This window comes from Pseudarthrobacter sulfonivorans (assembly GCF_001484605.1).
Lineage (GTDB): Bacteria > Actinomycetota > Actinomycetes > Actinomycetales > Micrococcaceae > Arthrobacter > Arthrobacter sulfonivorans_A.
On the sequence record NZ_CP013747.1, the window covers coordinates 1794453 to 1819276 of the forward strand.

The 24824-nt window shown below is 66.9% G+C and carries 21 protein-coding genes and 3 tRNA genes; 7 read left to right on the plus strand and 17 right to left on the minus strand.

Translation table 11 applies throughout. From position 1 onward, the window contains the following. Positions 1-291 precede the first annotated feature (291 nt). From AU252_RS07890 to AU252_RS07920, 7 genes are all read right to left on the minus strand, one after another. Positions 292-1851, minus strand: coding sequence for a glycoside hydrolase family 32 protein (locus tag AU252_RS07890; RefSeq protein ID WP_058930241.1), 1560 nt, complete (start codon positions 1849-1851; stop codon positions 292-294). Then, positions 1848-2900 (minus strand): ATP-binding cassette domain-containing protein, encoded by a 1053-nt coding sequence (locus AU252_RS07895; RefSeq protein ID WP_058930242.1) that lies wholly within the window; start codon positions 2898-2900, stop codon positions 1848-1850. The genes AU252_RS07890 and AU252_RS07895 overlap by 4 nt, the downstream gene beginning before the upstream one ends. Continuing rightward, a complete protein-coding gene (locus AU252_RS07900) occupies positions 2897-3874 on the minus strand; it encodes an ABC transporter ATP-binding protein (RefSeq protein ID WP_058930243.1) in 978 nt (325 codons plus the stop codon). Before AU252_RS07900 ends, AU252_RS07895 begins: the two co-directional genes overlap by 4 nt. Beyond that, positions 3871-4896, minus strand: a complete 1026-nt coding sequence (locus AU252_RS07905; protein ID WP_058930244.1) for an ABC transporter permease — start codon at positions 4894-4896, stop codon at positions 3871-3873. Before AU252_RS07905 ends, AU252_RS07900 begins: the two co-directional genes overlap by 4 nt. A gap of 8 nt (positions 4897-4904) precedes the next feature. Next, complete coding sequence (locus tag AU252_RS07910; RefSeq protein WP_058930245.1) at positions 4905-5882, minus strand: ABC transporter permease; 978 nt, start codon at positions 5880-5882, stop codon at positions 4905-4907. A 101-nt stretch (positions 5883-5983) separates the two neighbouring features. Then, positions 5984-7657 carry an ABC transporter substrate-binding protein gene (locus AU252_RS07915; RefSeq protein WP_058930246.1) on the minus strand — a complete coding sequence of 558 codons (1674 nt, stop codon included), beginning with the start codon at positions 7655-7657 and terminating at the stop codon, positions 5984-5986. A gap of 76 nt (positions 7658-7733) precedes the next feature. Then, complete coding sequence (locus AU252_RS07920; protein WP_083510313.1) at positions 7734-8840, minus strand: LacI family DNA-binding transcriptional regulator; 1107 nt, start codon at positions 8838-8840, stop codon at positions 7734-7736. A 103-nt stretch (positions 8841-8943) separates the two neighbouring features. Here AU252_RS07920 and AU252_RS23820 point away from each other — a divergent pair, with 103 nt between their 5' ends. Continuing rightward, positions 8944-9276 (plus strand): hypothetical protein, encoded by a 333-nt coding sequence (locus AU252_RS23820; RefSeq protein WP_157768953.1) that lies wholly within the window; start codon positions 8944-8946, stop codon positions 9274-9276. On the opposite strand, the gene AU252_RS07925 is transcribed toward AU252_RS23820, so the two are convergent. The 3 genes from AU252_RS07925 to AU252_RS07935 all read right to left on the minus strand — a co-directional run bounded on the left by AU252_RS07925 (position 9247) and on the right by AU252_RS07935 (position 9607). After that, a tRNA-Phe gene (locus AU252_RS07925) sits at positions 9247-9322 on the minus strand. The two genes, AU252_RS23820 and AU252_RS07925, sit on opposite strands and share 30 nt — an antisense overlap. A gap of 48 nt (positions 9323-9370) precedes the next feature. Further along, positions 9371-9444: transfer RNA gene (locus AU252_RS07930), tRNA-Asp, on the minus strand. Between the two features lie 90 nt (positions 9445-9534). Next, positions 9535-9607 (minus strand) — tRNA-Glu (locus tag AU252_RS07935). A gap of 167 nt (positions 9608-9774) precedes the next feature. On the opposite strand from AU252_RS07935, the gene AU252_RS07940 reads away from it, so the two are divergent. Continuing rightward, positions 9775-10821 (plus strand): PHP domain-containing protein, encoded by a 1047-nt coding sequence (locus AU252_RS07940; RefSeq protein WP_058930247.1) that lies wholly within the window; start codon positions 9775-9777, stop codon positions 10819-10821. Positions 10822-10866: 45 nt separating this feature from the next. Further along, on the plus strand, positions 10867-11772 hold the full coding sequence (locus AU252_RS07945; protein WP_058930248.1) for a DMT family transporter: 906 nt from the start codon (positions 10867-10869) through the stop codon (positions 11770-11772). 6 nt (positions 11773-11778) lie between these two features. On the opposite strand, the gene AU252_RS07950 is transcribed toward AU252_RS07945, so the two are convergent. Next, on the minus strand, positions 11779-12405 hold the full coding sequence (locus AU252_RS07950) for a class I SAM-dependent methyltransferase (protein ID WP_058930249.1): 627 nt from the start codon (positions 12403-12405) through the stop codon (positions 11779-11781). 72 nt (positions 12406-12477) lie between these two features. Here AU252_RS07950 and AU252_RS07955 point away from each other — a divergent pair, with 72 nt between their 5' ends. The 3 genes from AU252_RS07955 (at position 12478) to AU252_RS07965 (ending at position 15757) form a co-directional block, all read left to right on the plus strand. Continuing rightward, on the plus strand, positions 12478-12906 hold the full coding sequence (locus AU252_RS07955) for a metallopeptidase family protein (protein WP_056348808.1): 429 nt from the start codon (positions 12478-12480) through the stop codon (positions 12904-12906). 10 nt (positions 12907-12916) lie between these two features. Beyond that, the gene (locus tag AU252_RS07960; RefSeq protein WP_058930250.1) at positions 12917-13837 is read left to right on the plus strand and encodes a cation diffusion facilitator family transporter; all 921 of its coding nucleotides are present in this window, start codon (positions 12917-12919) and stop codon (positions 13835-13837) included. Between the two features lie 516 nt (positions 13838-14353). Then, positions 14354-15757 carry a C40 family peptidase gene (locus AU252_RS07965; protein ID WP_058930251.1) on the plus strand — a complete coding sequence of 468 codons (1404 nt, stop codon included), beginning with the start codon at positions 14354-14356 and terminating at the stop codon, positions 15755-15757. A gap of 25 nt (positions 15758-15782) precedes the next feature. Here AU252_RS07965 and AU252_RS07970 read toward each other — a convergent pair whose 3' ends face one another. The 5 genes from AU252_RS07970 to AU252_RS07990 form a co-directional block, all read right to left on the minus strand. Beyond that, positions 15783-16580 (minus strand): ABC transporter permease, encoded by a 798-nt coding sequence (locus AU252_RS07970; protein WP_058932826.1) that lies wholly within the window; start codon positions 16578-16580, stop codon positions 15783-15785. A gap of 139 nt (positions 16581-16719) precedes the next feature. Next, complete coding sequence (locus AU252_RS07975) at positions 16720-17703, minus strand: ABC transporter ATP-binding protein (RefSeq protein ID WP_430929483.1); 984 nt, start codon at positions 17701-17703, stop codon at positions 16720-16722. A gap of 47 nt (positions 17704-17750) precedes the next feature. Further along, positions 17751-19151, minus strand: coding sequence for a hypothetical protein (locus AU252_RS24490; protein ID WP_058930252.1), 1401 nt, complete (start codon positions 19149-19151; stop codon positions 17751-17753). Between the two features lie 98 nt (positions 19152-19249). After that, positions 19250-21979 carry a PEP/pyruvate-binding domain-containing protein gene (locus AU252_RS07985; RefSeq protein WP_240484348.1) on the minus strand — a complete coding sequence of 910 codons (2730 nt, stop codon included), beginning with the start codon at positions 21977-21979 and terminating at the stop codon, positions 19250-19252. A 30-nt stretch (positions 21980-22009) separates the two neighbouring features. Next, positions 22010-23047, minus strand: coding sequence for a universal stress protein (locus AU252_RS07990; protein WP_058930254.1), 1038 nt, complete (start codon positions 23045-23047; stop codon positions 22010-22012). A 417-nt stretch (positions 23048-23464) separates the two neighbouring features. Here AU252_RS07990 and AU252_RS07995 point away from each other — a divergent pair, with 417 nt between their 5' ends. Then, on the plus strand, positions 23465-24097 hold the full coding sequence (locus AU252_RS07995; RefSeq protein ID WP_058930255.1) for an FAD-dependent oxidoreductase: 633 nt from the start codon (positions 23465-23467) through the stop codon (positions 24095-24097). On the opposite strand, the gene AU252_RS08000 is transcribed toward AU252_RS07995, so the two are convergent. Further along, entirely contained in the window at positions 24094-24723 is a 630-nt protein-coding gene (locus AU252_RS08000) for a copper resistance CopC family protein (protein WP_058930256.1), read from the minus strand. The two genes, AU252_RS07995 and AU252_RS08000, sit on opposite strands and share 4 nt — an antisense overlap. Between the last annotated feature and the right edge of the window lie 101 nt (positions 24724-24824).

Consider the following 24824-nt stretch of genomic DNA (forward strand, 5'->3'; position numbering starts at 1 on the left):
TCTTCCCTGGCCCGCCTCTACGCTAGGCAGCCGGCGAGGGCCTTACAAACCGTGTTTCACGACCGAAATGCCACATGTCAGACATTTGATGCAAGCGCTTACATTTCTGATTGCGCGCGCGTTCCATATCGGAGTGGCAGCGTCAAATGTTTCAAGTCGAATCTGTTTTAGTGAGAAGATTCACCTGCCGTTTGCCTGCTTTTCCTCTTCGGTTGCTCGGTAACGGCCGTTTTGAAGCCCCAAAAGGGCTTCTACGGAACAATCGATGGGGTGCCGGGCGGCAGCGGGTGGCTAGGGGAACAGCGGGCGCGGCCCCCGAAAAACGTCGTCCATCCGCCAGGCGTCGAGCTGCCGCAGGCGCACGTTCCCGATAGCGGACAGCCGCACGGCAGTCCCGCCAAGGGTGGGATAGACCCGGGCTGTCAGGGGCTTGCCGTTGGCGAAGATCTCGACGGCGGAGCGGTCCACCAGTACTCGAAGGTGAAGCTTTCCGTCGGGCAGGTTCACTGGCCCTGACCGCTCTTCCGCGTCCACAGAATGGTCCAGGCTGCTGCCGGAGCGGTCCAGCCGCAGCCATGACTCCCCGCTGCTTCCGGCGGCGCGGCCCACCTCGATGACGGTCTCCTCGGCGGAGCTCTGGGTTCCGGCCGGAGAAACGGCGGAAGCCAGGATCCCGAGCCGGAAGACACTCCCCGGCTCCAGTTCAAGGTCCAGTTCCACGTCCAGCTGGTTGCCGGAAACCCCGGTGAGAACGTCGCTGCCGGCCACTTCGCGCGGCCCGATTCTGACGTGGTCCCGGCGGAGCGACTCGACCTCCGGGACCGGCGCAAAGGCCAGGTCCCCTTCGGAGTCGAGGGTCGCCACGCGCGGCAGGCTCATCACGCCGGACCAGCCTGCCTCCACCATGGCCTCGTCCGTCCGGCCCTCCTGCAGCCACCCGAACATCACGCGGCGGCCGGCGTCGTCGGCGAACGACTGGGGCGCGTAGAAGTAGCGTCCGCCATAGTCCAGCCGGCGCAGCTGCCGCGGGGTGTATGAGTCGCCCTCGTACCGCCCGGTCCAGTACAGCGGATGCCGGGTGTCGCCGTCGTCCCATGCGGAGAAGACCAGCACGTCATCGGCCGCACCGCCGTCGGAACCGAGCGTCCCGGAGCCGGCGCGGAACAGGTCCACGCACTCCCACATGGTCCCTTCCCAGTCCGTCGCCGCGGGATCTCCGGCGGACGCGTCGCCGATGAACAGCGGCCCGATGTAGTCCCAGGTCCGGAGGTCAGCTGACTCGTAGAGGAACGCCGTGCCGCCGCGTCCCCGGATGCCCGAGCCCACCAGCTGGCGCCAGCGGGAACCCTCACGCCACACACAGTGGTCCCGGTAGGCGGTGACGTCCACCCCGGCCGGCGGGGCCGCAATCACAGGGTTTTCCGGGGCTTTGGTCCAGGTGAGCAGGTCCGGCGAGCCGACCGCCACACAGGGCAGTTCGTGTTCCCCGCGCCGGCCTGAATACACCAGGGTGGGCGTGCCGCCGTCGTTCACCAGCACCCCGGACCAGCAGCCGTCAGCGTCCGCCGAGTGCGGGGCGTCCGTGGGTTCCAGCGCGATTGGCTGGTCCGTCCAGGTGACCAGGTCCGTGCTGGTGGCGTGGCCCCAGAGGATGCGGTGGTGGAAGGCGCCCTCCGGGTTGTACTGGTAGAAGAGGTGGTAGGTGCTGTTCCACTGGCTGACCCCGTTGGGATCGTTGAGCCAGCCCGCGGGCGAGACGAAGTGGAAGCGCGGCCGGTGCGGGTCCGCCTCGGCGCGGATCACGAGTTCGTCCTGCGGCACGGTGGCCAGGGGATGGGTCAGGCCGGTCATGCGGAAACCATTTCTTCCAGGGGGTCGGTCGCCAGCGCGTGGCTGGCTGCGGCGGCGGGCGGCCGGTACAGGTGGCAGCGGACCCAGTGACGGTTGGCTGGATCGCCCACCTGGTGCCGCACGGGTTCGGCGGAGGAGCACCGCTGCTGCGGGTCGCCGTCGTAAGCGCACGACGCCGGTTCCATCACCGCCGCCCGCAGCGCGGCGCGCTCGGAGGGATCGTAGGATCCGGTGCGGGCAGGGTCCGGAACGGCCGATACCAGCAGCCGGGTGTAGGGGTGTGCCGGGTTCGCCAGGAGGTCCAGCGATTCGCCTTCCTCCACGAGTTCACCGGCAAACATCACGGCGATGCGGTCGGCGAGGTAGCGCGCCGAGGCAAGGTCGTGGGTGATGTAGAGCATGGAGATGCCTTTCCCGTCCCGGAGCCCGCGCAGCAGGTTGAGGATGCCGATACGGACCGAGACATCCAGCATGGAGGTGGGCTCGTCGGCGAGGATCACCTCGGGTTCCACGGCCAGCGCCCGGGCGATGGCCACGCGCTGGCGCTGGCCGCCGGAGAGCTCATGCGGGTAGGAATTGAGCATGTCCGGGGTGAGTCCCACGGTGGTCATCAGTCCGTCCAGCCTGGTCCGCAGCTGGTCCGGGGTCCCGGCATTTCCGTGCAGCGTGAGGGAACGCGTCAGGAAGTGTTCGATCCGGTGGACCGGATTCAGGGAGCCGAACGGGTCCTGGAACACCATTTGCACCTGTGCCCGGTATTCCCTGGATGCCTGGAACCGGTCCCGTTTCAGGACGTCCGTGCCGTCCAGCAGGATCTGGCCGGAGGTTGGCTTTTCCAACCGCGCAATGCAGCGGGCGAGGGTGCTCTTCCCGGAGCCCGACTCCCCCACGAGGGCCACGATTTCGCCCCTGCCGATGCTCAGGTCCACCCCGCCGAGGGCCCGCACGGTGGCACGGGAGAACAGCCCGCCGCTGTGGAAATCCTTCACCAGGCCCCGTACCTCAAGGGCCGGGGCTTCCAGGGCCGGTGATTCACTGTGCTTGCTCATGAGTGTGCTCCTTCCAGGGCGGGCTGGTTCTGGGCTGTCTGAGCCTGAGGAATCTGGTCCGGGGAAACCGGGGCGACGAAATGCCCGGGAGCCGCTTCCCGGAGGTCGGCGATGTTGCTGAACTTCACGCCGTCGGCCAGGCCGGTGAGCGGCACGCGCGGCCCTGTCAGGGGTGGGAACGCTCCCATCAGCGCCTGCGTGTACGGGTGGCGTGGGGCGGTATGGATGTCCCTGGACTTGGCCGTTTCCACGATCCTGCCGCCGTACATCACCGCCATTCGGTGCGAGAGTTCCACCATGAGGGACATGTCGTGCGTGATGAAGAGGACTGAGAAGCCCAGCTGGTGCTGCAGGTCCTTGATCTGGGCCATGATTTCCTGCTGCACCACCACGTCCAGGGCGGTGGTGGGCTCGTCGAGGATCAGGAGCGAAGGCTTCAGTGCCACGGCCATGGCGATGACCGCGCGCTGGCGCATGCCGCCGGACAGCTGGTGCGGGTAGGACTTCAGCCGGGCGGGATCGATCCGGACCAGTTCCAGCAGTTCGGCGGCCCTCCGCAGGGACTCCTTGCGGGAGTAGCCGGCGTGCGTGGTGAAGATGTCGACAATCTGGTCGCCGATGGTCATCACCGGGTTGAGCGAGTTCATGGCCGATTGGAAAACCATGGCCACGTCCTGCCAGCGGAACCGGCGGAGCTCTTCCTTGCTCAGCGAAAGGACGTCCCTGCCGCCGAAGCGGATGCTGCCGCCTGCGATCTCCGCGGGGTCGCGCAGCAGCCGCATGATGGCGTTCGCGATGGTTGATTTGCCGCAGCCGGATTCGCCGGCCAGGCCGAAAATCTCGCCGGCGCCGATGCTGAAGGAGACGCGGTCGACGGCGGTGGTGGACCGGGTATCGCCGCGGTACTTCACGGTGAGGTCCTTGATCTCCAGGACGGGCTGGTGCGAGCCGAGGGAAGTCTGGGAGACGGTCATGCCGCTACTCGCTTTCCGGTGGGGACGGGCTGGGTGGGCTTGGGCCTATCGGACTTGGGTTTGCGGATTTTCCGCAGCCGCGGGTTGGTGACTTCGTCCACCGCGTAGTTGATCAGCGCCAGCGAGAAGGCCACCAGTGCGATGCACACGCCGGACGGGACAAAGACCCACCAGCTGCCGGTCAGCAGCGCACCTTCGTTGCCGGCCCAGTAGAGGTTGTTGCCCCAGGAGACCGTACTGACATCGCCCAGGCCCAGGAACTCGAGGCCGGCCTGGGCGCCGATGCCGTAGATGATGCAGGCCAGCAGCGTGCCCATAACAATGGAGGCCATGTTGGGCAGGATTTCGCCGAACATGATCCTGAGCGGCCGTTCGCCGGTGACCACGGCAGCGGCCACAAAGTCCTTGGACCGGATGGACAGCGCCTGCGAGCGCAGCACCCGGGCGGAGCCAGCCCAGCCGGTGACCACCAGGACCAGGATTACGGTGCCAAGACCGGGCGGCAGGAACGCGGCCAGGATCACCAGCAGCGGCAGGCCCGGCAGCAGCAGGAAGACGTTGGTGGTGAGGGACAGGGCCTCGTCGATGAACTTGCCGAAGTATGCGGAGGCGAGACCCACCAGGATGCCGATGAAGGTCGAGGCGAACCCCACAGTCAGGCCCACAAACAGGGAACTGCGGGAACCGTGGATGGTGAGGGCCAGGACGTCCTGGCCCTTGGCCGTGGTGCCCAGCCAGTATTCGGCGTCCGGCTCCTGTGACGCCATGCCGGTGATCTTGGACGGGTTGTCCGGATAGAGAACCGGGGCCAGGAGCGCCAGCGCGATGAAGACAACAAGGATGGCCGCGCCGGTCATGGCTTTCTTGTTGGTCAGCAGCCCGTGGAGGAGGCTCCGGTTGGATTGCCGGACGGAAACCGCGGGCGGAAGCCCGGTACCGCCGTCGGGCGTTTTGCCGGTGACCGGATCTGCGAGGGTCTCGCCGGGCAGGCTGGAAGCGGTGTTTGCGATGGAAGTGGTCATGATCAGTCCTAGTTGCTGCGCACGCGCGGGTCGAGGCGGACGTAGAGGATATCTACCAGGAAGTTGGCCAGCAGCACGGCGGCAGTAATGGTCAGGAACAAGCCCTGCATGAGCGGGTAGTCGAGCCCTTGCACGGCGGCCAGCAGCTGGTAGCCGACACCCGGGTAGGCGAACACCACCTCGGTCAGCATCGCGCCGCCTACCACGAAGCCCAGGCTCATGCCGAAGGCGGTCACGGACGGCAGCATCGCGTTGCGGGCGGCATAGCGGAACATGATCCGGCCCGGGCGCAGGCCCTTCGCCTCGGCCATGGTGATGTAATCCTCGGCGTTGGTGGCGATCATCGTGTTGCGCATTCCCAGCATCCAGCCGCCGATCGAGACCAGCACGATGGTGAGGGCCGGCAGCACCAGGTGCATGCCGACGTCGGACACAAACGCCCAGCTGAAGCTCGGCTCGATAGTGTCGCTGAAAGCGTGCCGGATGGGGAACCAGCCCAGCGTGACGCCGAACAGGTAGAGGGCGCCCATGGCGAGCCAGAAGTAGGGAAAGGAACCGATGAAGATCAGCAGCGGCGGGAGCGCCGAGTCAACGGCTCCCCCGCGGCGCCATGCGGCCAGGATCCCCAGCAGGTTACCCACGACGGCGGCAATCACCAGCGCGGTCCCGCCCAGCAGGAGCGTCCAGCCCACCTGCGAGCCGATCACCTCCGTGACGGGGGCGGGGAAGCGGGAGATGGACACACCCATCTGGCCGGTTAGCATGTTGTGGAGGTAGCCGACGTACTGCTCCCAGAGCGGCCGGTCGTCCACGCCGAGCAGTTTGCGAAGGTGCTCGATCTGTTCGGGCTGCATTCGGTCCTGTGTCCGGGCGAACATCCGGGACACGGGGTCGCCGGGCATAAAGCGCGGGAGCAGGAAATTCAAGGTGATGGACACCCAGAAGGCGATCAGGTAGAAACCCAGGCGGCGCAGGATAAAGCGCACGGTTTCCCTCCATTCGGGAATTGCGGAAGTTTGGGTGGCGGGCCCGGTAGCTGCGATGGCAGTGGCACGGGCCCGCCGGGTGTTTTAGTGGGGAATTTGCGCTACTTGCGCGGTTCCAGCGAGGTCAGGACCAAGACAGTGGTGGGTGCCCGGTCGGACAGCGTGGCGTACGGGTTCTCTTCCGTGGGCCAGCCGGTGAAACGGGTGTCGTTGAAGGCGCCCCATACTGGGCCGGAGAACAGCGGGACCAGCGGTGCGACGTCGTTGTACCTTTCCTGAAGCTTGTTGGCGATGTCCCGCTGCTTGGTCTCGTCCGCCCCCACCGCGAACTCGGCGAGGAGCGCGTCTGCCTTGGCGTCCCCGAAGCGGTGGTAGTTGTCGAACGTCTTGGTCCCCACCGGCTTGACCGATGCGGTGCCCATTGCGTTGTTGAAGTACTTGTACGGGCTGGGGTCGTTAGCGCTCCACACGATGCCGGAATCGAAGTCGCCGGTCTCGTAGCCCGCCACGACGGAGGCCCAGTCCGGGGAATCAACCTTGGCCGTGACCCCGATTTCCGCGAGGTTCTGAGAGATCACGTTGGCCACGGACAGCCAGTCGGAGGATGACGCGCCCACGGAAATCTTGAATTCGAAGGGCTTGCCGTCCTTCAGCGTGCGCTTGCCGTCGGCACCCATGGCGTAGCCTGCCTTGTCCAACAACTTGCCCGCGGCGTCCACGTCCAGTTTGGTCCAGTCGCAGTTGTCTTGGACTTCCTTGTTCTTCCAGGTTTCATAGTTGCCGGAAAGGCCCGTGCAGTCGGCCGGCTTCGCGTAGCCGCTCATGCCGATCTTGGTCACCTGGTCGCGGTCCACGGCCATGCTCAGTGCCTTGCGGACGTCAACATCGTTGAAGGGTGCCTTGGTGGTGTTGAGTTGCCAGTTGATCGTCGCGCCCGTGGCCGGGAACCAGTACTGGCGGTGTTCCTTGTCCTTGGAGATGAAGGTCTTTTCAATGTTCGGCATGTACTGCGGCGCCCAGTCGACGTCGCCGTTCGCGGCGGCGAGGTTGGCGCCGTCGTTCCCGGCGAAAGCAAGCATCTTAATGCCGGCGATCTTCTGCTTTTCCGGCTGCCAGTAGTTGGGGTTCTTCTTCAGCACGAAGGACTGGGCCTGGAAGCTGTCCACCTCGGTGTACGGGCCGGTGCCTACCGGCTTGGCGTTGGCGTCCTTGCCCGGGTCAGCCAGCGCGGACCAGATGTGCTTGGGCAGGATAGTGAGCTGGCCCAAGTCGTAAAGCGCCGGCGACCAGGGCTTGTTGAAGCTGAAGGTGACCTTGTTGGCGCCGTCGGCGGTCACCGTTTCGAGGTATTCAAAGCCGCCCTTGATCTTTTTCTGCAGGTCGAAAGTGTAGGCGACATCATCGGCCACGAGCGGCTTTCCGTCGGACCACTTCACGCCGTCGCGGAGGGTAAACGTGATGGACTTGCCGTCGTCAGCCGCTTGCCACTCAGTGGCGAGCCATGGCGTCGTGTCCCCCTTGACCGGGTTGAAGATCAGGAGGGACTCGTAGATCGCCTGCTGCACCATGGGGTTCACAGTGGGCGCGAAGGGGTTGAAGTTCTGGACAAACGTGCCCATGTCCTCACGGGGAATGGTCAGAAGTGCGCTCTCTGACGAGCCGCCGGTGGCGCCTGTTGTGCCCTGGTTGGCTGCGCAGCCGGTGAGCAGGAGGGCTCCCACGGCCAGGCTGGCCGCCGTGATTCGGGCAGACCTGAGGAATCGCTGTTGTGTCATGATGGTTATCTCTTTCCTCTCTTCATCGCTGAAGGTGAAGGTGGTTGGGGGTTGCTGTTCAGTAGTTGATTTGCCGTCAGACTGAATAGCGTTCTAGCAGCGGACAGTCGACCATTTGCTGATGTGCAGTGATCGGCTGTCCTGCTGTAAGGCTTGCGAGTGTCTGGACACCCAGCGCACCCATCTCCTCGAAGGGCAACGCAACCGTGGTCAGTTTGGGCCTGAGGTAGGCCGCAATGAGTTCCTGGTTGTCGAAGCCGATCACGGCGATGTCTTGGGGGATGGCGAGCCCGCGCTCCTTGATGGCGTCATAGGCGCCCATAGCCATCCGGTCGTTGAGGCAGAACAGAGCAGTCGGCCTGCCTGCCCCAGCCGGAAACTTATCCAGAATTTCGCAGGCGGCCTCGTAGCCGCCGTCCGCCGTCGCGTATCCCGGGACTACAAGATCAGGATCGAGTTCCAGCCCTGCCCCGGCGAGCGCTTCGCGGCACCCTTCCAAACGCCCGATGGCGGCGGGGATGTTCGGATCCAGGTTGATGACACCGATCCTGGAGTGGCCGGCCTGGAGCAAACGTTCGACGGCGACGCGCCCGCCGGCACGCTCGTCCGGGACGATCGAGGGCAGCTTCCCGTCCGCGTCGAAGCAGTTGATAAGGACAGTGGGCACCTCATTGGCGCTTTTCGGAACATGCACGGCCCGGTGGAAGGTGGCCGCATACAGAAGTCCTTCCACCCTCTGCTCCAGCAGCTTTTCAAATGCTGCATCCTCCATCCCCTGGTTGGGTCCTACGGCATCGGCCTGGTCTGAAGGGGCGATGAGCAGGAACCGGCGGGAGAGCCAGGCTTGGTCCTGCGCGCCCTTGATGATGTCGACGGCGAACGGTGCCGTGACGATCTCCGTGACGATTCCGTACCAGTCGCTTCGCTTAGAGGCCAGCGCCCGGGCACCGGCGTTGGGACGGTAGCCGAGTGTTTGGACGGCTTCAAGGATGCGGTGCTTGGTCTCCTGCGAGACGTTGGCGTTCTCCCGGTTGCTGAGGACGAAGGACACAGCGGTTCGGGACACTCCGGCGTACTTGGCCACATCCGCCATGGTGACGCCCCGGTGCGCGGGGGGCGCCGCCGTCGTTGCCGCGACTGCGCCGGCCTCCGCAGCGGGTGCGGGTGTGGTGCTGTTCGCCATTGAATGCTCCGGGGTTCCATGTGGGGCCCGTCTGATGACTGGCCGGATCGCTTACAACTAACGCGCGTTACATGCGACGTGTGATTTAGGTTACGCGCGTTAGTTGATCGTTGTCAACGGCTTGCTTGAAAAACTTTCAGAACGCCCCGTGCTCGGCCTCGATGGTCAGGCGCCTCGTGCGGGCTTCCTTTATGACGCGCAAATTCGCCATGGACTCGCAAGAACCATGACGACACTCGAATATGCGCGTCGAAGGAGCATCTGCGCGTCACAGGAGCATCTGCGCTTCACGGGACCGCTTGCGCTTCGCAGGCGAGAGTGCGCGTCGCAGGCCGGAGGCAGCCTCGTCATCGATGATGGGGTTAAAGAAGAAAAGCACCAGTTCCGAAGAACTGATGCTTCCCAGTGGTGGCTCCGACCGGCGTCGATCCGGTGACCTTTCGATTTTCAGTCGAACGCTCTACCAACTGAGCTACAGAGCCTAGGTGACATGTCACCTTGACCGCCGGAATTTCTTCTGGCAATCAGAGCGACCCTGACGGGACTTGAACCCGCGACCTCCGCCGTGACAGGGCGGCGCGCTAACCAACTGCGCTACAGGGCCTTGATTTTCTTGCTTCGCGGCATCGCTACCGCTTTTTTCAAGGCTTCCAGCTTACCAGACGTTTTCAGCCTGCCAGACCAGTTCCTTGCGTACCCCCAACGGGATTCGAACCCGTGCCGCCGCCGTGAAAGGGCGGTGTCCTAGGCCGCTAGACGATGGGGGCCAGAACCCGTTCGGCACAAAATAAAAGGCTTCGAGCCGAGGCTCTCAGTCTTTCGTTTTGCAGTTGCTCCGAACTGGACTCTAAAACTATAGGGCCTTGGCGGGAATAACTCAAAATCGGCCCCCAGACACCTGACTGAAGCGGCCGGAACAGGCGAAGATGGACAAATGGATGCCGTCGCCGCACTCAATGAAATTGCTTTCTGGTTGGAAAGGGAAGGCGCTGCCACCTTCAAGGTCCAGGCCTTCCGGAAGGCGGCGGGGATCATCGCCGGGCTTGACCCTTCCGAGGTGGCGTCCCGGGCCCGGGACGGCAGGCTCAAGAGCATGAAGGGCATCGGCGACAGGACCTACCAGGTGGTCCGGCAGGCAGTGGACGGCGAGGTGCCCGAGTACCTTGAGGGCCTTCGCCAGCGCAGCGCGGTGCCCCTGGCGGACGGCGGGGCCGAACTCCACGCAGCACTCCGCGGCGACCTCCACAGCCACAGCGACTGGTCCGACGGCGGCTCCCCCATCCAGCTCATGGCAGACGCCGCGCGACTGCTGGGCCGCGAGTACCTGGCCTTGACGGACCACTCCCCCAACCTGACCATCGCCAACGGGCTCAGCGCCGAGCGCCTGACCGAACAGCTCGACGTTGTGGCTACCATCAACGCCGCCGCAGTTGACGGCAAAAAGGACGGATTCCGGCTCCTGACCGGCATCGAAGTGGACATCCTGGAATCCGGCGAACTGGACCAGTCACCGGACATGCTGGAGCGGCTGGATATTGTGGTGGCCAGTGTCCATTCGAAGCTCCGGGCAGACCGCAACACCATGACCCGGCGGATGCTCCAGGGCATCCAGAACCCCCGGACCAACGTGCTGGGCCACTGCACTGGACGCCTGGTGGAAGGCTCCCGCGGCACGCGGCCCCCATCGGACTTCGACGCCCGGGAGGTCTTCGCCGCGTGCGCGGAATCCAACGTAGCGGTAGAAATCAACTCCCGCCCCGAGCGGCAGGACCCGCCGGATGACCTGATCCAGCTGGCCCTCGACGCCGGCTGCCTGTTCTCGATCGACAGCGACGCCCACGCTCCGGGCCAGCTCGACTTCCTCCAGTACGGGGCTGCCCGCGCCGCGCACAACAACATTCCCGCGGAGCGCATTGTGACCACCTGGCCCCTGGAGCGGCTGCTGGAGTGGTCGGCCCGGGATTGGCAGAAACTCGACTAGACGTGACCGATTCCCGCCAGCTGCCGGCGTCGCCGCGGAGATAGATTGGCAGCATGGCTTCAAGCACCCCTCCCAGCGCTCGGCGTCGCCGCCGTGGTGGTCACCGTGGTGCTCTGGGCTTCGGCGTTCGTGGGGATCCGGGCCATCGGCCCCACCTTCTCCCCGGGATCCCTGACCCTGGGCAGGCTGGCGGTTGCCGCCGTCGTGCTCGGTGCACTGGTGCTGCCGCAGCTGGCCAAGAGCAGAGTGCTGCCGCAAGGCCGCGAATGGTGGCCCATCCTGGGGTACGGCGTGATGTGGTTCGGCGGCTACAACGTGGCCCTGAACGCGGCGGAACACCTGCTGGACGCCGGGACCGCCGCGCTCTTGATCAACGTCAACCCCATCCTCGTTGCCATCATGGCCGGTTTCTTCCTGAAGGAGGGCTTCCCGCGCTGGCTGATAATCGGCAGCCTGGTGGCGTTCGGCGGGGTGGCGCTGATCGCGCTCGGATCCGGCTCAGGTTCCGGGGAACGTTCGACGGCGGATGTGGCGGGCGTGCTGCTCTGCCTCCTTGCCGCCGTGCTCGCCGCCGTCAGCGTCATCATCCAGAAGCCGGTGCTGCGGAAGTTCCCGGCGGGCCAGGCCACCTGGTTCGGCATCATGGTGGGGGCCGTCTGCTGCCTGCCCTTCAGCGGCCAGCTGGTGTCCGAACTGCAGTCGGCCCCGCTGCCGGCAACACTGGGCCTGGTGTATCTGGGCGTCTTCCCAACCGCCATAGCGTTCACCACCTGGGCCTACGCACTGTCCCTGATTGACGCCGGAAAACTGGCGGCGACCACCTATCTGGTGCCGGGCACCACCATCCTGATCTCCTGGCTGATCCTCAGCGAAGTCCCCGCCGTGCTGGGCCTGGTGGGCGGGGTGGTCTGCCTGGTGGGTGTGGGCCTGACTCGCCGCAGGTCCCGGTAGGGGCTCTCAGGGTTCCGATCGCTTCACTGCCGTGCCCGCGATGATCGGCGTGGCTAGGGCAACAGCCGGAGCCTCCAACCTGCTGACTTCTGTGAATTCAAACCCGCCCTCGCCGATGGACGCCACCGTGTTCCGGTTGAGGTGGCAACCCGGCGCCACACAACGGCCCCACAGACCGTCCAGCCTGTCCTGCCAGCGGGCCGCACGGCCCTGTCCCCGGACATGTTCCAGCACCGCGAGGGTACCTCCGGGTTTGAGCACCCTGCGGGCCTCCAACAGAGCAAGCCGCTGATCCGGCACCGAGCACAGCACCAGGGTGAATACGACGGCGTCAGCTGTGCCGTCCGGCAGCGGCAGGTGCTCCGCATCGGCGTCGGAAACCTCCACCGGAACGGGCGACTCCCCCAGACGTGCCCGCAATCTGGCCCGCATGTAGGGGTCCGGTTCCACGAGGATTACCCGGTCAGCGTGGCGGAAGTGCCGCAGGTTGGCCCCGGTGCCTGCGCCGACGTCCACCACGGTTCCCGCCAGCGGGGAGAGCAGCCGCGCCCGGCGCGGAGACAGCTCCCTGCGCTCTACAGAGGCCGACAACGTGTCGTACATGGCGGCAAAAAGGCGATGGCGGACGGACATCCGGCTCCTCACAGGCGGTCAGGGATGGGATTCAGTATGCGCGCCAACGCGGCTGCGGACTAGAGTCTGCATATGCCCGTCAACCTGCCGCCCGGCCTGCCCATCATCCCGGATGGCCCGCAAGAGTCCGGTCCGTTTGAGATGTCCGCTGACGATTTCGAAGCCGCCGTCACGGATGCCCTGGGCCTGATTCCCGCCAAGCTTGCGGCCGCCATGGACAATGTAGCGGTGTTTGTCGAGGACGACTACGTGCCCGGCCCGGGCGAGGACCCGGACACCGTTCTGCTGGGCCTCTATGAGGGTGTTCCCTTGACGGAGCGGGATTCATGGTGGGACGCCGGTTCACTGCCGGACCGGATCACCATCTTCCGCCAACCCATCCTGGACATCTGCGGGTCACGCGACGAGGTGATCCAGGAAGTGGCCGTGACGGTGGTCCACGAGATCGCCCACCACTTCGGCATCGATGACCGGCGGCTGCACGAGCTCGGCTGGGACTAGCCTTGTAGGCATGGGACACGACCACAGCCACACACACGGGATCACGGCAACAGGCCGGCACCGCAAACGGCTCATCGCCGTCCTGGCCATCACCCTGGCGGTGGTGGTGGTCCAGGTGATCGGCGCGGCACTGTCCGGATCATTGGCCCTGCTGGCTGATGCCGGCCACATGCTCTCCGACGCGGCAGGCGTGACCATCGCGCTCCTGGCTGCCTGGATCGCCGGACGCCCGGCGAGCGATCAGCGGACCTACGGCTACCAGCGTGCCGAGGTCCTGGCCGCCCTGGCCAACGCGCTGATCCTGATTGTCATCTCGGTGGTCATCTTCACCGAGGCCATCCGCAGGATCGGCTCCGCGCCCGAGGTCCACACCGGCATCATGCTCTTCGCCGCCATCCTGGGCGCGGTGGCCAACCTGGTTTCGTTGCTGATCCTGCGCGGCGCCCACCAGGACAGCCTGAACGTCCGGGGCGCCTACCTTGAGGTGCTGGGCGACCTGCTGGGCTCAGTCGCCGTCATCGTTGCTGCCCTGGTCATCATGTTCACCGGCTACCAGGCCGCCGACACGATCGCCTCCGTGCTCATCGCCATCATGATCCTGCCGCGGGCCTGGAGCCTGCTGCGGGATGTGGTGGACGTCCTCCTGGAGGCAACCCCCAAAGGCGTGGAAGTGCAGATGATCCGCGAACACATCCTCAGCGTTGACGGAGTGGTTGACGTCCATGACATCCACATCTGGACCATCACGTCCGGCGTGCCGGTGTTTTCGGCCCACGTGGTGGTGGAGGACGGCGTCCTGAATGCCCGGGGCGCCGACCAGCTCCTGGACAAGCTCACCACGTGCCTGGGCTCCCACTTTGACACCGAGCACTGCACATTCCAGCTGGAACCCGCCAGCCACTCGGAGCACGAATCGCGCCAGCACGCGTAGCCCCCCGGGCAGTGAGGCTGACATCCTCTGCGTGCTGCTCCTGCGTCGCTTTGACGCACGCTGCCGGATCCCAGCCCCACCGCCAGGCCCCACTTGCGTCACCCCGAGCACTCTTTTGGCCACCGGCGAGGGCACTCACCCAGGAAATCCGCGGCCGGCAGACGCCCGGGCACGCAAGAGGCTGCCTCCCGTGACGTCAACTCACGGGAGCAGCCTTTTGATCTAACCCTCTTTTGACCTGAACGCTGACGGCGGCGTGCGTTCGATGGAGGGCGTTCAGTGACTTGGGTGCAGTGGAGTCAGCGGGGACCCCTGCGGAACGGGAGCCGATTCCGCGACACGCCGGATACAGATGTGCCGGAATCGCGCTCTTGTTGATTATGTTATTGATGTGACCAGTGTTGCCAAAGTGCACACGCTCACGTAGCCTCGGACTGCTGGGAGATCAGCAGAGGGGCTCCTTGTGCCGCCACCAGACCTCGCTCCCCCAGCCTTACTGCGTGCGAGGTTCTGCGAATGGGTTTGACCGGATCCGGCCTGAAGGCCGCCGTACTGTGCACCGCCGTCGTACTTTTCGGCACCATGACCCTCCCCGCCCAGGCAGCACCGCTACCGCAGGCTCCAACAGTCCAGCGTCCGGCGTCGCCGGAACTTCCCACCCCGGAGGACATCGCCACAGCTAAGGCGAGTGAACGCGCGACGGCGGATCAGGTCGCCATCATCGAACGCCTCCTGGCCGACGCCACCAGCGCCCAGCAAGCCACGTTTGCCTTGTCGCTGCAAGCCAACAACGCCTACGGCGAAGCCCTGGTGGAACTGCAGGACCGCAGGACGGCTGCGGAAGTGGCCACGGCCAAGGCCACCGCTGCGACCAACGAGCAGGACAGGACCCGGAAGCAGGTAGGCCAGCTCGCCGGCGACCTCTACCGCAACGGCGGGCTGAACCCGACGCTGGGCACCTTCGTCAGCGGCAAGGCCGAAGCTTTGCACCAGGCCGCAACGCTGGAAGCCATTTCGGCCAGCCGGAGCCGCGCCTTCGAAGCAGCCGCCTCGGCAGCCTCCGCGGCGCAGTCCCTGACGGCGGCCGCCGACGACGCCAACCGGGCCGCCGATGACGCCGCCCAGAAGGCCGAAGCCCGCAAGGAAGAGGCCGAACAAGCCAACGCCACCCAGGCCAAGGCCGTAGCCGAAGCCGCGGCGCAGCGGACAATCCTCGTGGATCAGCTCGCCCAGCTGCGGAACACCACTGTTGCCCTCGAATCGGCTCGCATTGACGCCTTGGACCGGCAGCGCGAGGAGGCGAGGCTCGCCGAACTGACTGCGGCTGCTGATCGGGCTGCGGCCCAAGCAGCGCCAGACCGGCCCGCAGCCGGACCGGCCGCTGGCGGGAACCTGCCGGCCGCAACGGCCCCCGCTCCAGTGCCTGCGCCTGCGCCAGCTCCAGTTCCAGTACCGACTCCCGCACCTGCACCAGCCCCGGCTCCAGCACCCGCGCCAGCCCCTGCCCCTGCTCCCGGGCCAGCACCAGCCCCAGCCCCATCGCCGGGCGGTTCCAATGAGACTGCCATCTCCGTGGCGATGTCCAAGGTGGGGGCGCCGTACTTCTACCAGTACGGCGGCACGGGCCCCAACGGCTTTGACTGCTCCGGCCTCGTGCAAACAGCCTTCGCCGCCGCCGGCAAGTACCTGCCGCGCACCGCTGCGCAGCAGTACGCGGCAGCTCCCGTTCACGTGCCGATCTCCCAGGCGCGGCGTGGAGACCTGCTCGTCTGGGGCTCAGCGCCGGGCTTCTATCACGTGGCCATCTACCTGGGGAATGGCCAGGTAGTGCAGGCGCTGAACCCGGACGAGGGCATCGGCGTGACCCAGTTGAGCTGGATGGCCGGGATGCAGCTTCACCCTTACGCAGCCCGCTACTGACCGGGCCAGCGCAGGACATCCAGCCTCAGGACAAAACGTCCTTGGTGACGAACCGGCCATAGGCGAGCGCCCCGAAGACGGCGATGTAGCCCGCCTGCAGCAGCGCGTTGCTGGCAAAACTGTCCCACAGCACCGGTTGGCGCAGGACGTCCGCGAAGCCGAACCAGTAATGCGTAAACAGCCAAGGGTGCAGCCATTCCAACTGCGGCAACTGGTCCAGGACCTGCGAGACCACTGACAGCACCACAGTGGCGGCCATGGCGCCCACCGGGACCACCGTCAAGGTGGACAGGAACAGGCCGATCGCCGAGAGCCCTGCCAGGGACACCGCAAGGTAGGCAGCAATCAGGACCAGCCGCAGCGCGGCCTCAGGGGGCTGGACGACGTCGCCGGACAGGAGCGTCACCGGCCCAACGGGGAACAGCGACGCTCCGATCGCCGCCCCGGCCAGCGCAACGGTGACGGGAGCGGCCAGGCAGAACGCCAGCGCCCCGGCGTACTTCACCAGCAGCAGGCGAACCCGCCCGGCGGGCGCCACCAACAGGTAGCGCAGCGTGCCCAGGCTCGCCTCGCCGGCGATGGTATCGCCCGCCACCACACCAATGGTCAGGGGAAGAAACAGCGGCACGGAGACCAGCATCGCCGTGACCGCGACAAACAGCCCGTTCTGGCTGATCCGGTCCAAGAACGCCGGTCCCCTTCCGGGCGGAACGGATGACGAGAGCCGGACGGCGACTGCGATCAGCACCGGTATCGCGGCAAGCGCCAGCAGCATGGCCGCGGTCCGGCGACGCCGGAACAGCGTCTTCAGCTCAGACGCCAGCAGGGACAGGCTCGACGGCGCACCTGGAGCGCTCCTGAGCCCGGAACCACTACTGGCATCGGAACCACTGCTGGTTTCGGAACCACTACGGGCATCAGGAACGCTGCTGGCTGAAGGGAAACTACCGGCGTCGGAAGCACTATTGGGCAATGTCGAACCCCTCCCCCGTCAGCGCCACAAAGCGCTCCTCCAGGCTCTCCCGCTCAACGGAAAAGCCCCGCACGCGCACCCCGGCCGCCACGAGCTCCGCCACAATGTCCTCCGGGGCCGCCAGCCGCGACGCAGCGGCGACGGCGGTCAGCACGTCCCCGTCAGGTTCTGGCGTTCCGGCCTCAGGGCTTCTCTCCGGGGGCATGCCCAACCGCAGCAGGACCTCACTGGCCGTCCCGGCGTCGGGCGTTAACAGGCGGATCCGCGTCTCACCGGCCTGGCGGAGCTCCGCCAGCGGCCCCTGGGCCACCAGCCGGCCGGCGCTCATGATGGCCGCGTGCGTGCAGATCTGTTCCACTTCTGCCAGGAGGTGGCTGGAGACGAAGACGGTGGCGCCGTCGGCGGCCAGCGACCGGACCAGGCTCCGCACTTCCCGCGTTCCCTGCGGGTCCAATCCGTTGGTGGGCTCATCAAGCACCAGCAGTTCCCGCGGCGACAGCAGCGCGTTGGCTATCCCCAGCCGCTGCTTCATGCCGAGCGAGTAGGCGTGGACCCGTTTGCCGGCGGCGTGTGAGAGACCCACCCGCTCCAGCGCCGATGCAACGCGGGCGGTCCGGGTAGCGGGCGCCGCATGCCGGCCGGCGGCGTCCAGGCGGTGCAGGTTGGCGGTGCCGGAAAGAAACGGATAAAACGCCGGTCCCTCCACCAGCGCACCGACGCGCGGCAGGACCTCGTGCAGGCGCTGCGGCATCGGCAGGCCCAGGACGCTGACGGTTCCGGCCGACGCCGCGGCAAGGCCCAGCAGCATCCTGATGGTGGTGGTTTTGCCGGAACCGTTGGGTCCCAGGAACCCGAACACGGCGCCGTGGGGAACGGCGAGGTCCACGTTGTCGACCGCCAGTTGGTGGCCGAAACGCTTGCTCAGGCCTTGGGTCTCGATAGTCAGCCCGGCTGTCCCATTGCCTGTCGAAATGGTCCGGGCGGCGGCTATCCCGGCGGCAGCCGTCCCCCCGTCCGCGGTCACGCCGCGCCGGCGGCGGCCTGCAGCCGCTCAGCCGGGACCATCCCCACAAAGATCCTGCCGTCGTCGGTCAGCAGGACGTTGACCAGTGCCGTGGACAGGAGCCGTCCGCCAGGAACGACGACGGCGGCCTGGGACAGGAGCGGATCCTTCAGCAAGGATTCAGTCCAGGCAGCCCCTTGCCCGCCGGGTGCCGCGGGGAACCCGATCACGGTTTCCCAGCCCTTGCCGGTCACTGTTGGCCGGGGTGCGTCGCGGTGCCGCAGGCTGGCGTCGCTGCCGGGAATCTTATCCGGGGCGGGGAGCTGCTTCGGCGGCGCGGGCTGGTCCGGCGCGGTGGGCTGGTCCGGCGCAGTGGGCTGATCCGGCGCAGTGGGCTGATCCGGCGCAGTGGGCTGGTCCGGGCCGCTGTCTGGAACCACGCCGGGCGTAATCCCACCGGGACTGGGCGGGAGGGCTGGCATGCCGGGCATATACGGGACCGGCGGCACTGGCAGCTCTTTGACAGTGGCGCCCGGCGGGGCAACAAACGTAAACACGGAGTCGTCCGGAGCCGCCAGGGACAGGCTGGTGAAGCCGGCTTCAAAAGCCGGTTCCGCCTGGCCGCGTGCCATCACAGTTACCCGCAGCGGCATTCCTGTCTCGCCGTCGACGGCGATGACCACCTTCTCAAGCAGTGTTCCCTGCGTCCTTGGCGCCAGTGCCAGGCTGTAAGCGGACCGGCCGGCGACTTCGGCATCCGGACCCACCGTCACCTCGGTGGAACTGTCCACGACGGCGAGGAATTTCCGGGCCAGGTCCTCGGGGGTGGGCGGTACTGGTGGGCCGGGCAGGATCTCGCCGGGCAGGATGGGCATAGGCAGAACGGGCGCGGGCAGGTCCCGGCTCGGCAGGTCGCCGGGCAGTGCGGGAGGTTCAGGCAGGGCGGGAACTCCGGGCACAGGCAGCGGCAGGTCGCTGGCGAACGCCGGCAGGGCCAGGTGGGAGGCGCTGTTGTCCTTGGAGTTGTAGAACCACACGTCGTTGTCGCGCCGGATGACGTCGCGTTCAGCGAGCCGGTCCATCACTTGGACCCGCATCTTGGTTGGCCCGTCCATAAAGATCCGGGCGGTGTGCTCGCCGGTCAGGAACTCCAGGACCGACGCGGCCCCGCCGGCCGACACCGGTCCGGAGCTGGGACCGGCGGCCGGCAGTTCGGGCAGGCCCAACTCGGCGGACTGATGGACTGTTCCGGAGAATGACTTGGTGTTGTGCTGACCCAGGAGGGTCAGGACCTCAGCCGGAGACTTTTGTGGCAGCGGATCGCCGGCCCGCGCCGGAATGGATCCCACCAGCACACCGGCGGCGATCACTGCAGGTACAGCTGCGGCAGGCACCCAGCGCAGCCATGCGCGGTTCATGCCAGCCCTGCTTCATCCTTGGAGCCCATACTTCAGGTTACGCCTGGGGACCGCCGCCGCACACGTCCCTTCTGGAAGTCGTGCCGAGGGCACTCAGGCTACGACGGCACCACGGTTCCGGCGCCGCCGTCGACCGTTATTTCCTGCCCGGTGAAGATCCGGAGCGTGGCGTCCGGGACGCCCACCACCGCCGGGATGCCGTACTCCCGCGCCACCACGGCCCCATGGGAATTGGGTCCGCCCATCTCCATCACCAGTCCGCCCGCGGTGAGGAACAACGGCGTCCAGCCGGGGTCCGTGGACGGCGCCACCAGGATTTCACCCGGTTCCAGGTGCGCGCCCACCGGGTCGAGGATCACGCGGGCTGTCGCCGTGACAACACCGGCCGACGCCGGACTGCCGGTCAGTGCCCCCGGCACTGTGGATGCCGCCGCAGCGCCGGCCACGGGAATGGCTTCCGGTTCCGTGCCGTCCGACAGCAGCACCCGGGGTATGTGGCGCCGCTCCAGTTCCAAGGCGTAGTCCGCGCGCCGCTGCGCCACCAGGTCGCGCAGGTCAGCTTTTCCGGAACTGAGGCCGGCCCTGGCTTCGTCCAGGTCGAGGAAGAAGATGTCATCCGCGTCGGCCACCACCCCGGCATCGGCCAGCGCCGCGCCGGCCAGGGCCAGTTGCTTGCGCACTTCGGCGAGGCCCACCACCAGCTGGTATTTGGGCAGTTCGCGCAATCCGGCGAAAAGCCTGGCCCGCCGCAGCGCCGCCCGGACCACCGTCCCGCGCAGCCGCCCACGGATGTGTGCCTCCCCAACGAGGCGGTCAACGCAGGCTTCGGCTTCTTCCGCCGCGTTGCTGAACTGGGCGTCCGGCGGCAGCGCGGAACCCTCAAGCCGGAGGTAGTTGGCCAGGACACCCACGATGTGGGTGGCGTCATCGGACCAGCGCGGCATGCCAACGTCGATCTCGGCCACGGCGCGGTGCCCGTACTGGCCCATAAACCGAGCCAGCCCGGCCTGCAGCACCGCGGGCAGCTGACCCGAGTGGAACTCTTCGGCCAGCTCGGCGGGTTTCCGCTCCGTCACAGCGGCGCGGGATACGCCGTCGTTCCTAATCACCTGGGCGAGCCGCCACAGGTCCAGGTCCATCTCGGTGGTGACATTGTTGGGCAGCCCGCGGAGCACAACCTGCAGATCATCCCACCGGCCGCCACCCAGCAGTTTTCCGACGAGCGCCAGGGCGGCGAAACCCAGCGCAGGGAGCGGCACGATGGACGGCACTACCGAGAAAATGCGCGTGCCGAGCAGGTTTTCGGCGTGGTCCAGGCGCTGCAGCGGGGTGACGCCGGCGGGCGGTTCGAGGGAATCGGCGAACTCCCGCGCCCGCCGGTTGGCCCGCCGCAGAGCGGCATCCGGCCGGAAGACGGCCCGGAGCAGCGTCTCCGGCACCCTGGCATGCACCGCCGCCGGCACAACGTGCCGCAGCAAGCCCAGCGGCGTCCTGCGCGTCACGGAAAACCGCGGGTCCTCGAACACCCGGCGCAGCACCGTCGCCGAGCGGGCTTCCATCACGTCAAAGACCCGGGGAACGATCAGCCGGCCGGTGGTGCTGCGGGCTACAGCGGTCAGATCGAAGTAGATGCGCTGGCCCGCCACCGCATACGGCGACGGACCCTTATGTGGCTCGGGCACATCGAACTGCGCCGCACGGGCCACCGACGACCCAATGAGGCGGAAGGCTGCCAGGCCCATGGGTGTGATGGGGCGGGTCAGGCCCTGCGCCAGGCTGAAGCAAAGGTAAACGCGCGTGCCCTCCCCGCCGGGAGTGCCCACCCCGGCCGCCCGTTGCGGGACGGGGAACAGTGTGGTGATGGGCCGCGACTGGGTCAGCCAGAAATGACCATCGCCGGCAATGGCCCATTCAATGTCCTGCGGCGAGCCAAAGTGACCCTCCACGCGGTGGCCTAAGGCTGCAAGTTCGGCGGCCTGCTTGTCCGTCAGGCACGCCGCGGCCTCGCCGTTGCTGATGGCCAGAGTCCGTGTGCCGCCACCGGGGATGGGCCGGACCGCGATCCGTTTGTCGCCAAGCCGGCGTTCCAGCACGCGCCCGGTGAGTGGGTCAACGACGAAATGGTCCGGGTTCACGGCCCCGGACACTACCGCTTCCCCCAAGCCCGGGCTGGCATCGATCACGGCCTGCTTCCGGCGGCCCGTCAGCGGGTTGGCGGTGAAAAGCACGCCGGCGGCGGTGGCGTCCACCATCCGCTGAACCACCACGGCCAGCGCCACCGCGGCCGGGTCGATCCCCCGGCTTGCCCTGTAGCTGACGGCCCGGTCCGTCCAGAGCGAGGCCCAGCAGTTGCGCACGGCTTCCACGACGGCGGCAGCGCCCACCACGTTCAGATAAGTGTCCTGCTGGCCGGCGAAACTCGCCGACGGAAGGTCCTCCGCAGTGGCTGAGGACCGGACGGCGACCGGAACGTTGTCCCCCAGGGCTGCATAGGCCTGTTCGACGGCGGCGGCCACCTCGGTGGGGACCGGGGCGTTTTGGATAACACCCCGGGCCCGGGACGCCAGCGCAGCCAGGGCGGGGAGGTCGCCGTCGGGCGTTGCCTGAAGAGCAGTGTGGACGTCGGCGAGCAGGCCGTCCGTTCGATGTGGGTGGCCCGCGGTCGCCTCGAGGTAGGCCTCCGTGGTGAGGCAGAAACCGTCCGGCACGGGGAGCCCAGCGGCGAACAGCTCCCCCAGGTTGGCCGCTTTGCCACCCACCAGGGGAACCATTGCTGCGGTGACCGCCTCCAATCCGAGGATGGGAGGCGGGCTGCCGGTGTCAGGCATTCTCATGCCTCCTGCTCCGAAGGTGTTGGGTCAGGCTGCGCCGGGGATCGGTCCGAACTGCGCCCGGTCCGCCAGCCGCGGATCGTCGCGGTCCGGAACCACCAGGACCGGACTCTTGGCATGGTGCAGCACGCCGCCGGACGTGGAACCCAGGAGCATGCCGGTGAACCCGCCACGGCCCCGGGTGCCCACCACCACGAGCTCCACGTGCCGGCTGGCCTCCACGAGGACGTCCACTGCCGAGCCGTCCAGCAGTTCCGACTCCACGGCAAGGTTGGGATAGTGGCTCTTGAGCCAGGCCATCCCGGCGTCCAGTTGGATCCGGATGTCCTCGAAGAGGGCTTTGCGGTCCATGGGGGCCGGAACCCAGGCCAGGGAGCCGCTGAACTGCGGCACCGCACAGATCACGCGCAGGGTTGCCCCGAGCCGTTCGGCCTGGTCGGCAGCCTCCAGCACGGCGATCCGTGCCTGCTCGGACCCGTCCACGCCCACCACTACAACATTCTCGACCTGCTTGTGTCCTGGCTTGGCCTGCTCGGCCCTGATGCGCTTGTCTTCGGTGGTTTCGCCCAGCCGGTCCGAACACACCAGCGGCACCGTGACCGTGGGGCACTTGGCGTGAGCCGGCAGGGCGCTGCTCACCGAACCCAGCAGGCGTCCCACAAATCCGCCGCGGCCGCGGGTGCCGAACACCAGCAGATCGGCTGTCTCGGACATTTCCAGGAGGACGCCGGAAGCGTCTCCGTTCTCCACGGAGCCGTCAACTTCGATGTTGTAGCCGGAAACCTTGTCCAGCGCCTGCTTGACGATCGCTTCAGCGCCCTCGCGGATCACGGAATCATCCACGGTGGCGTACCCGCCGTCCAGCCCGGACGCCGCAAAGATCGGCACTGAATACGCGGTGACAATATGCAAAGGCCGACGGCGGCGTTCGGCTTCCCGGGCAGCCCACACCAAAGCGCACTGGCCGTGGTCGGAACCATCCACCCCCACAACTATCCCCACCGGAGCAGCCGAATTTCCGGCCCGGTCCTGTTCCGGATCCGGATGCATCTCTTGTGCGCCCATCGGGCCGCCTCCTCGCGATACTGCCTTATGTTGCGGCTATTCTGCCAGAAGCGGCGCCCTCCGCCCGCACCGGCCGCGATGTAGGCCCCGACGGGCTGGAGAACCCTGCTTCCGCTTCTCACTATTCTCGGTCCGCAGACACTTAGCAAGCGGCTGCGGACCGCTGGATGGCGGGTTATCCACAGCCCATGGCAAACGGAGTGGCAACCGTATTCAACGATAAGAAGAATGTTTGTGTTTGGGCTATCCACGGCCCTGAATGTTCTGTAGTCTTCGAGGCACTGCGGTCCGCCGACGCCCAATTCAGGTGCGTCCCGGGCCGGTGCTGCGGCCGGACTTTGGGGGTAACGGAACGCATGCGGGGCAACGCTGCCTGCATCCGAAAGCCTTTGAAGGAGGAAAACTGTAGTGTCAAGCATGCCTGTGAATGGCGGGACCGAACGGACCACCACGGTGATCATCGGCACGGGGCTCTCAGGCCTGGCTGTTGGCGCAGAACTGCGCCGCCGCGGCGTGGACGCGATTGTGGTGGACGGGCTCGACATCCTCGGCGCCGGACAACCGGCCAACACTGCTTCACTGCAGCGCTGCGACGCAGCAGACTCCGACTCCCTCCGGGAGCGCAACGAGATCCTCCGCCACCTGCGCAACTACGCCGCCAGCCACCACATGGATGTCCGCAACACCACCCGGGCGGTTCAGCTGACCATGGTGGGCGGCGCACCAAGCGGAAATACTGCGGGAACAACCGCGGGCTCCCCGTCCGGCAAGTGGGAAGTCCATACGCCCAACGGAATCCTGCTGGCTGACAACATTGTGCTGACCCGGTGCGCGCACAGCCAGCTGCGGCGCATGCTCAGCGACTTCGGCATCACGGTTGGCCGCAACCTAGTGGCAGCCATGCGGCAGATCGGCATCTACCTCGTGGGAGTGGGCGAGCTCATCACGCCCTCACCCAAGGAAGTCCTGCGTCAGGCGAAGACCGTGGGCCAGGCCATTTCAGCAACGGTCCAGGCCACGGTCCACCCGGAAAGCGCCGCCGCCGTCTAGGCCTGTTCGGTTTCGTCGTCGCTGCCTGCGGTGAGGCGGCGCTTCGCGAGGATACCGATGGCCACCAGCAGCCCGACGGCCACTGCGGCAAAGATCACCAGGCTCCAGGGGAACGGTTCGGACGCGTCTTCGGCCGGGTCCGGGGCTGCCACGGTTCCCGGCTGCGCGGTTCCCATCGTGGGAACAGCGGCCGACGGCGATGCTCCCGCCGACGATGTTCCCGAGGGCGCGGCTCCCGCCGCCGCGGCGGTCGCCGTGAAGCCGAACGTCCCCTCGATCGGGTGGGAATCCGAGCTGACCACCCGCCAGGCCACCGTGTACGCCCCCGCCGGAGCGCCGGCCTTGAGCTTTTGGGTGGCAATGCTGTCCACGATCTCAACAGCGCCGTCCGCCCACTCAGCCCCGGCGGAATCCTTGACGGAGAACTGTGCGCCGATGCCCAGCGGGTTCTTGTTGAAGGTGACGGAGACCTGTTCCGGCGTTGTGGCCACCGTGGCGCCCTGCGCGGGGCTGCTGGACTCGGCGGCATCATGTGCCGACGCCGGGGCGGAAAACCCCAGCAGCGCGGCGGCGAGAACGAAGGTCCCGAGCACAACGCTCAGCAACTGGCGGCGGATGGATCGCATGGGTGTACTGCTCCCTTGGGTTGGCGTCCTTCAAGCCTAGGCGAACTTCCCCGCGCAGCGGCAGCGCGCGCTGCACCCGCACGCTTCCCGGGCACGCTTCC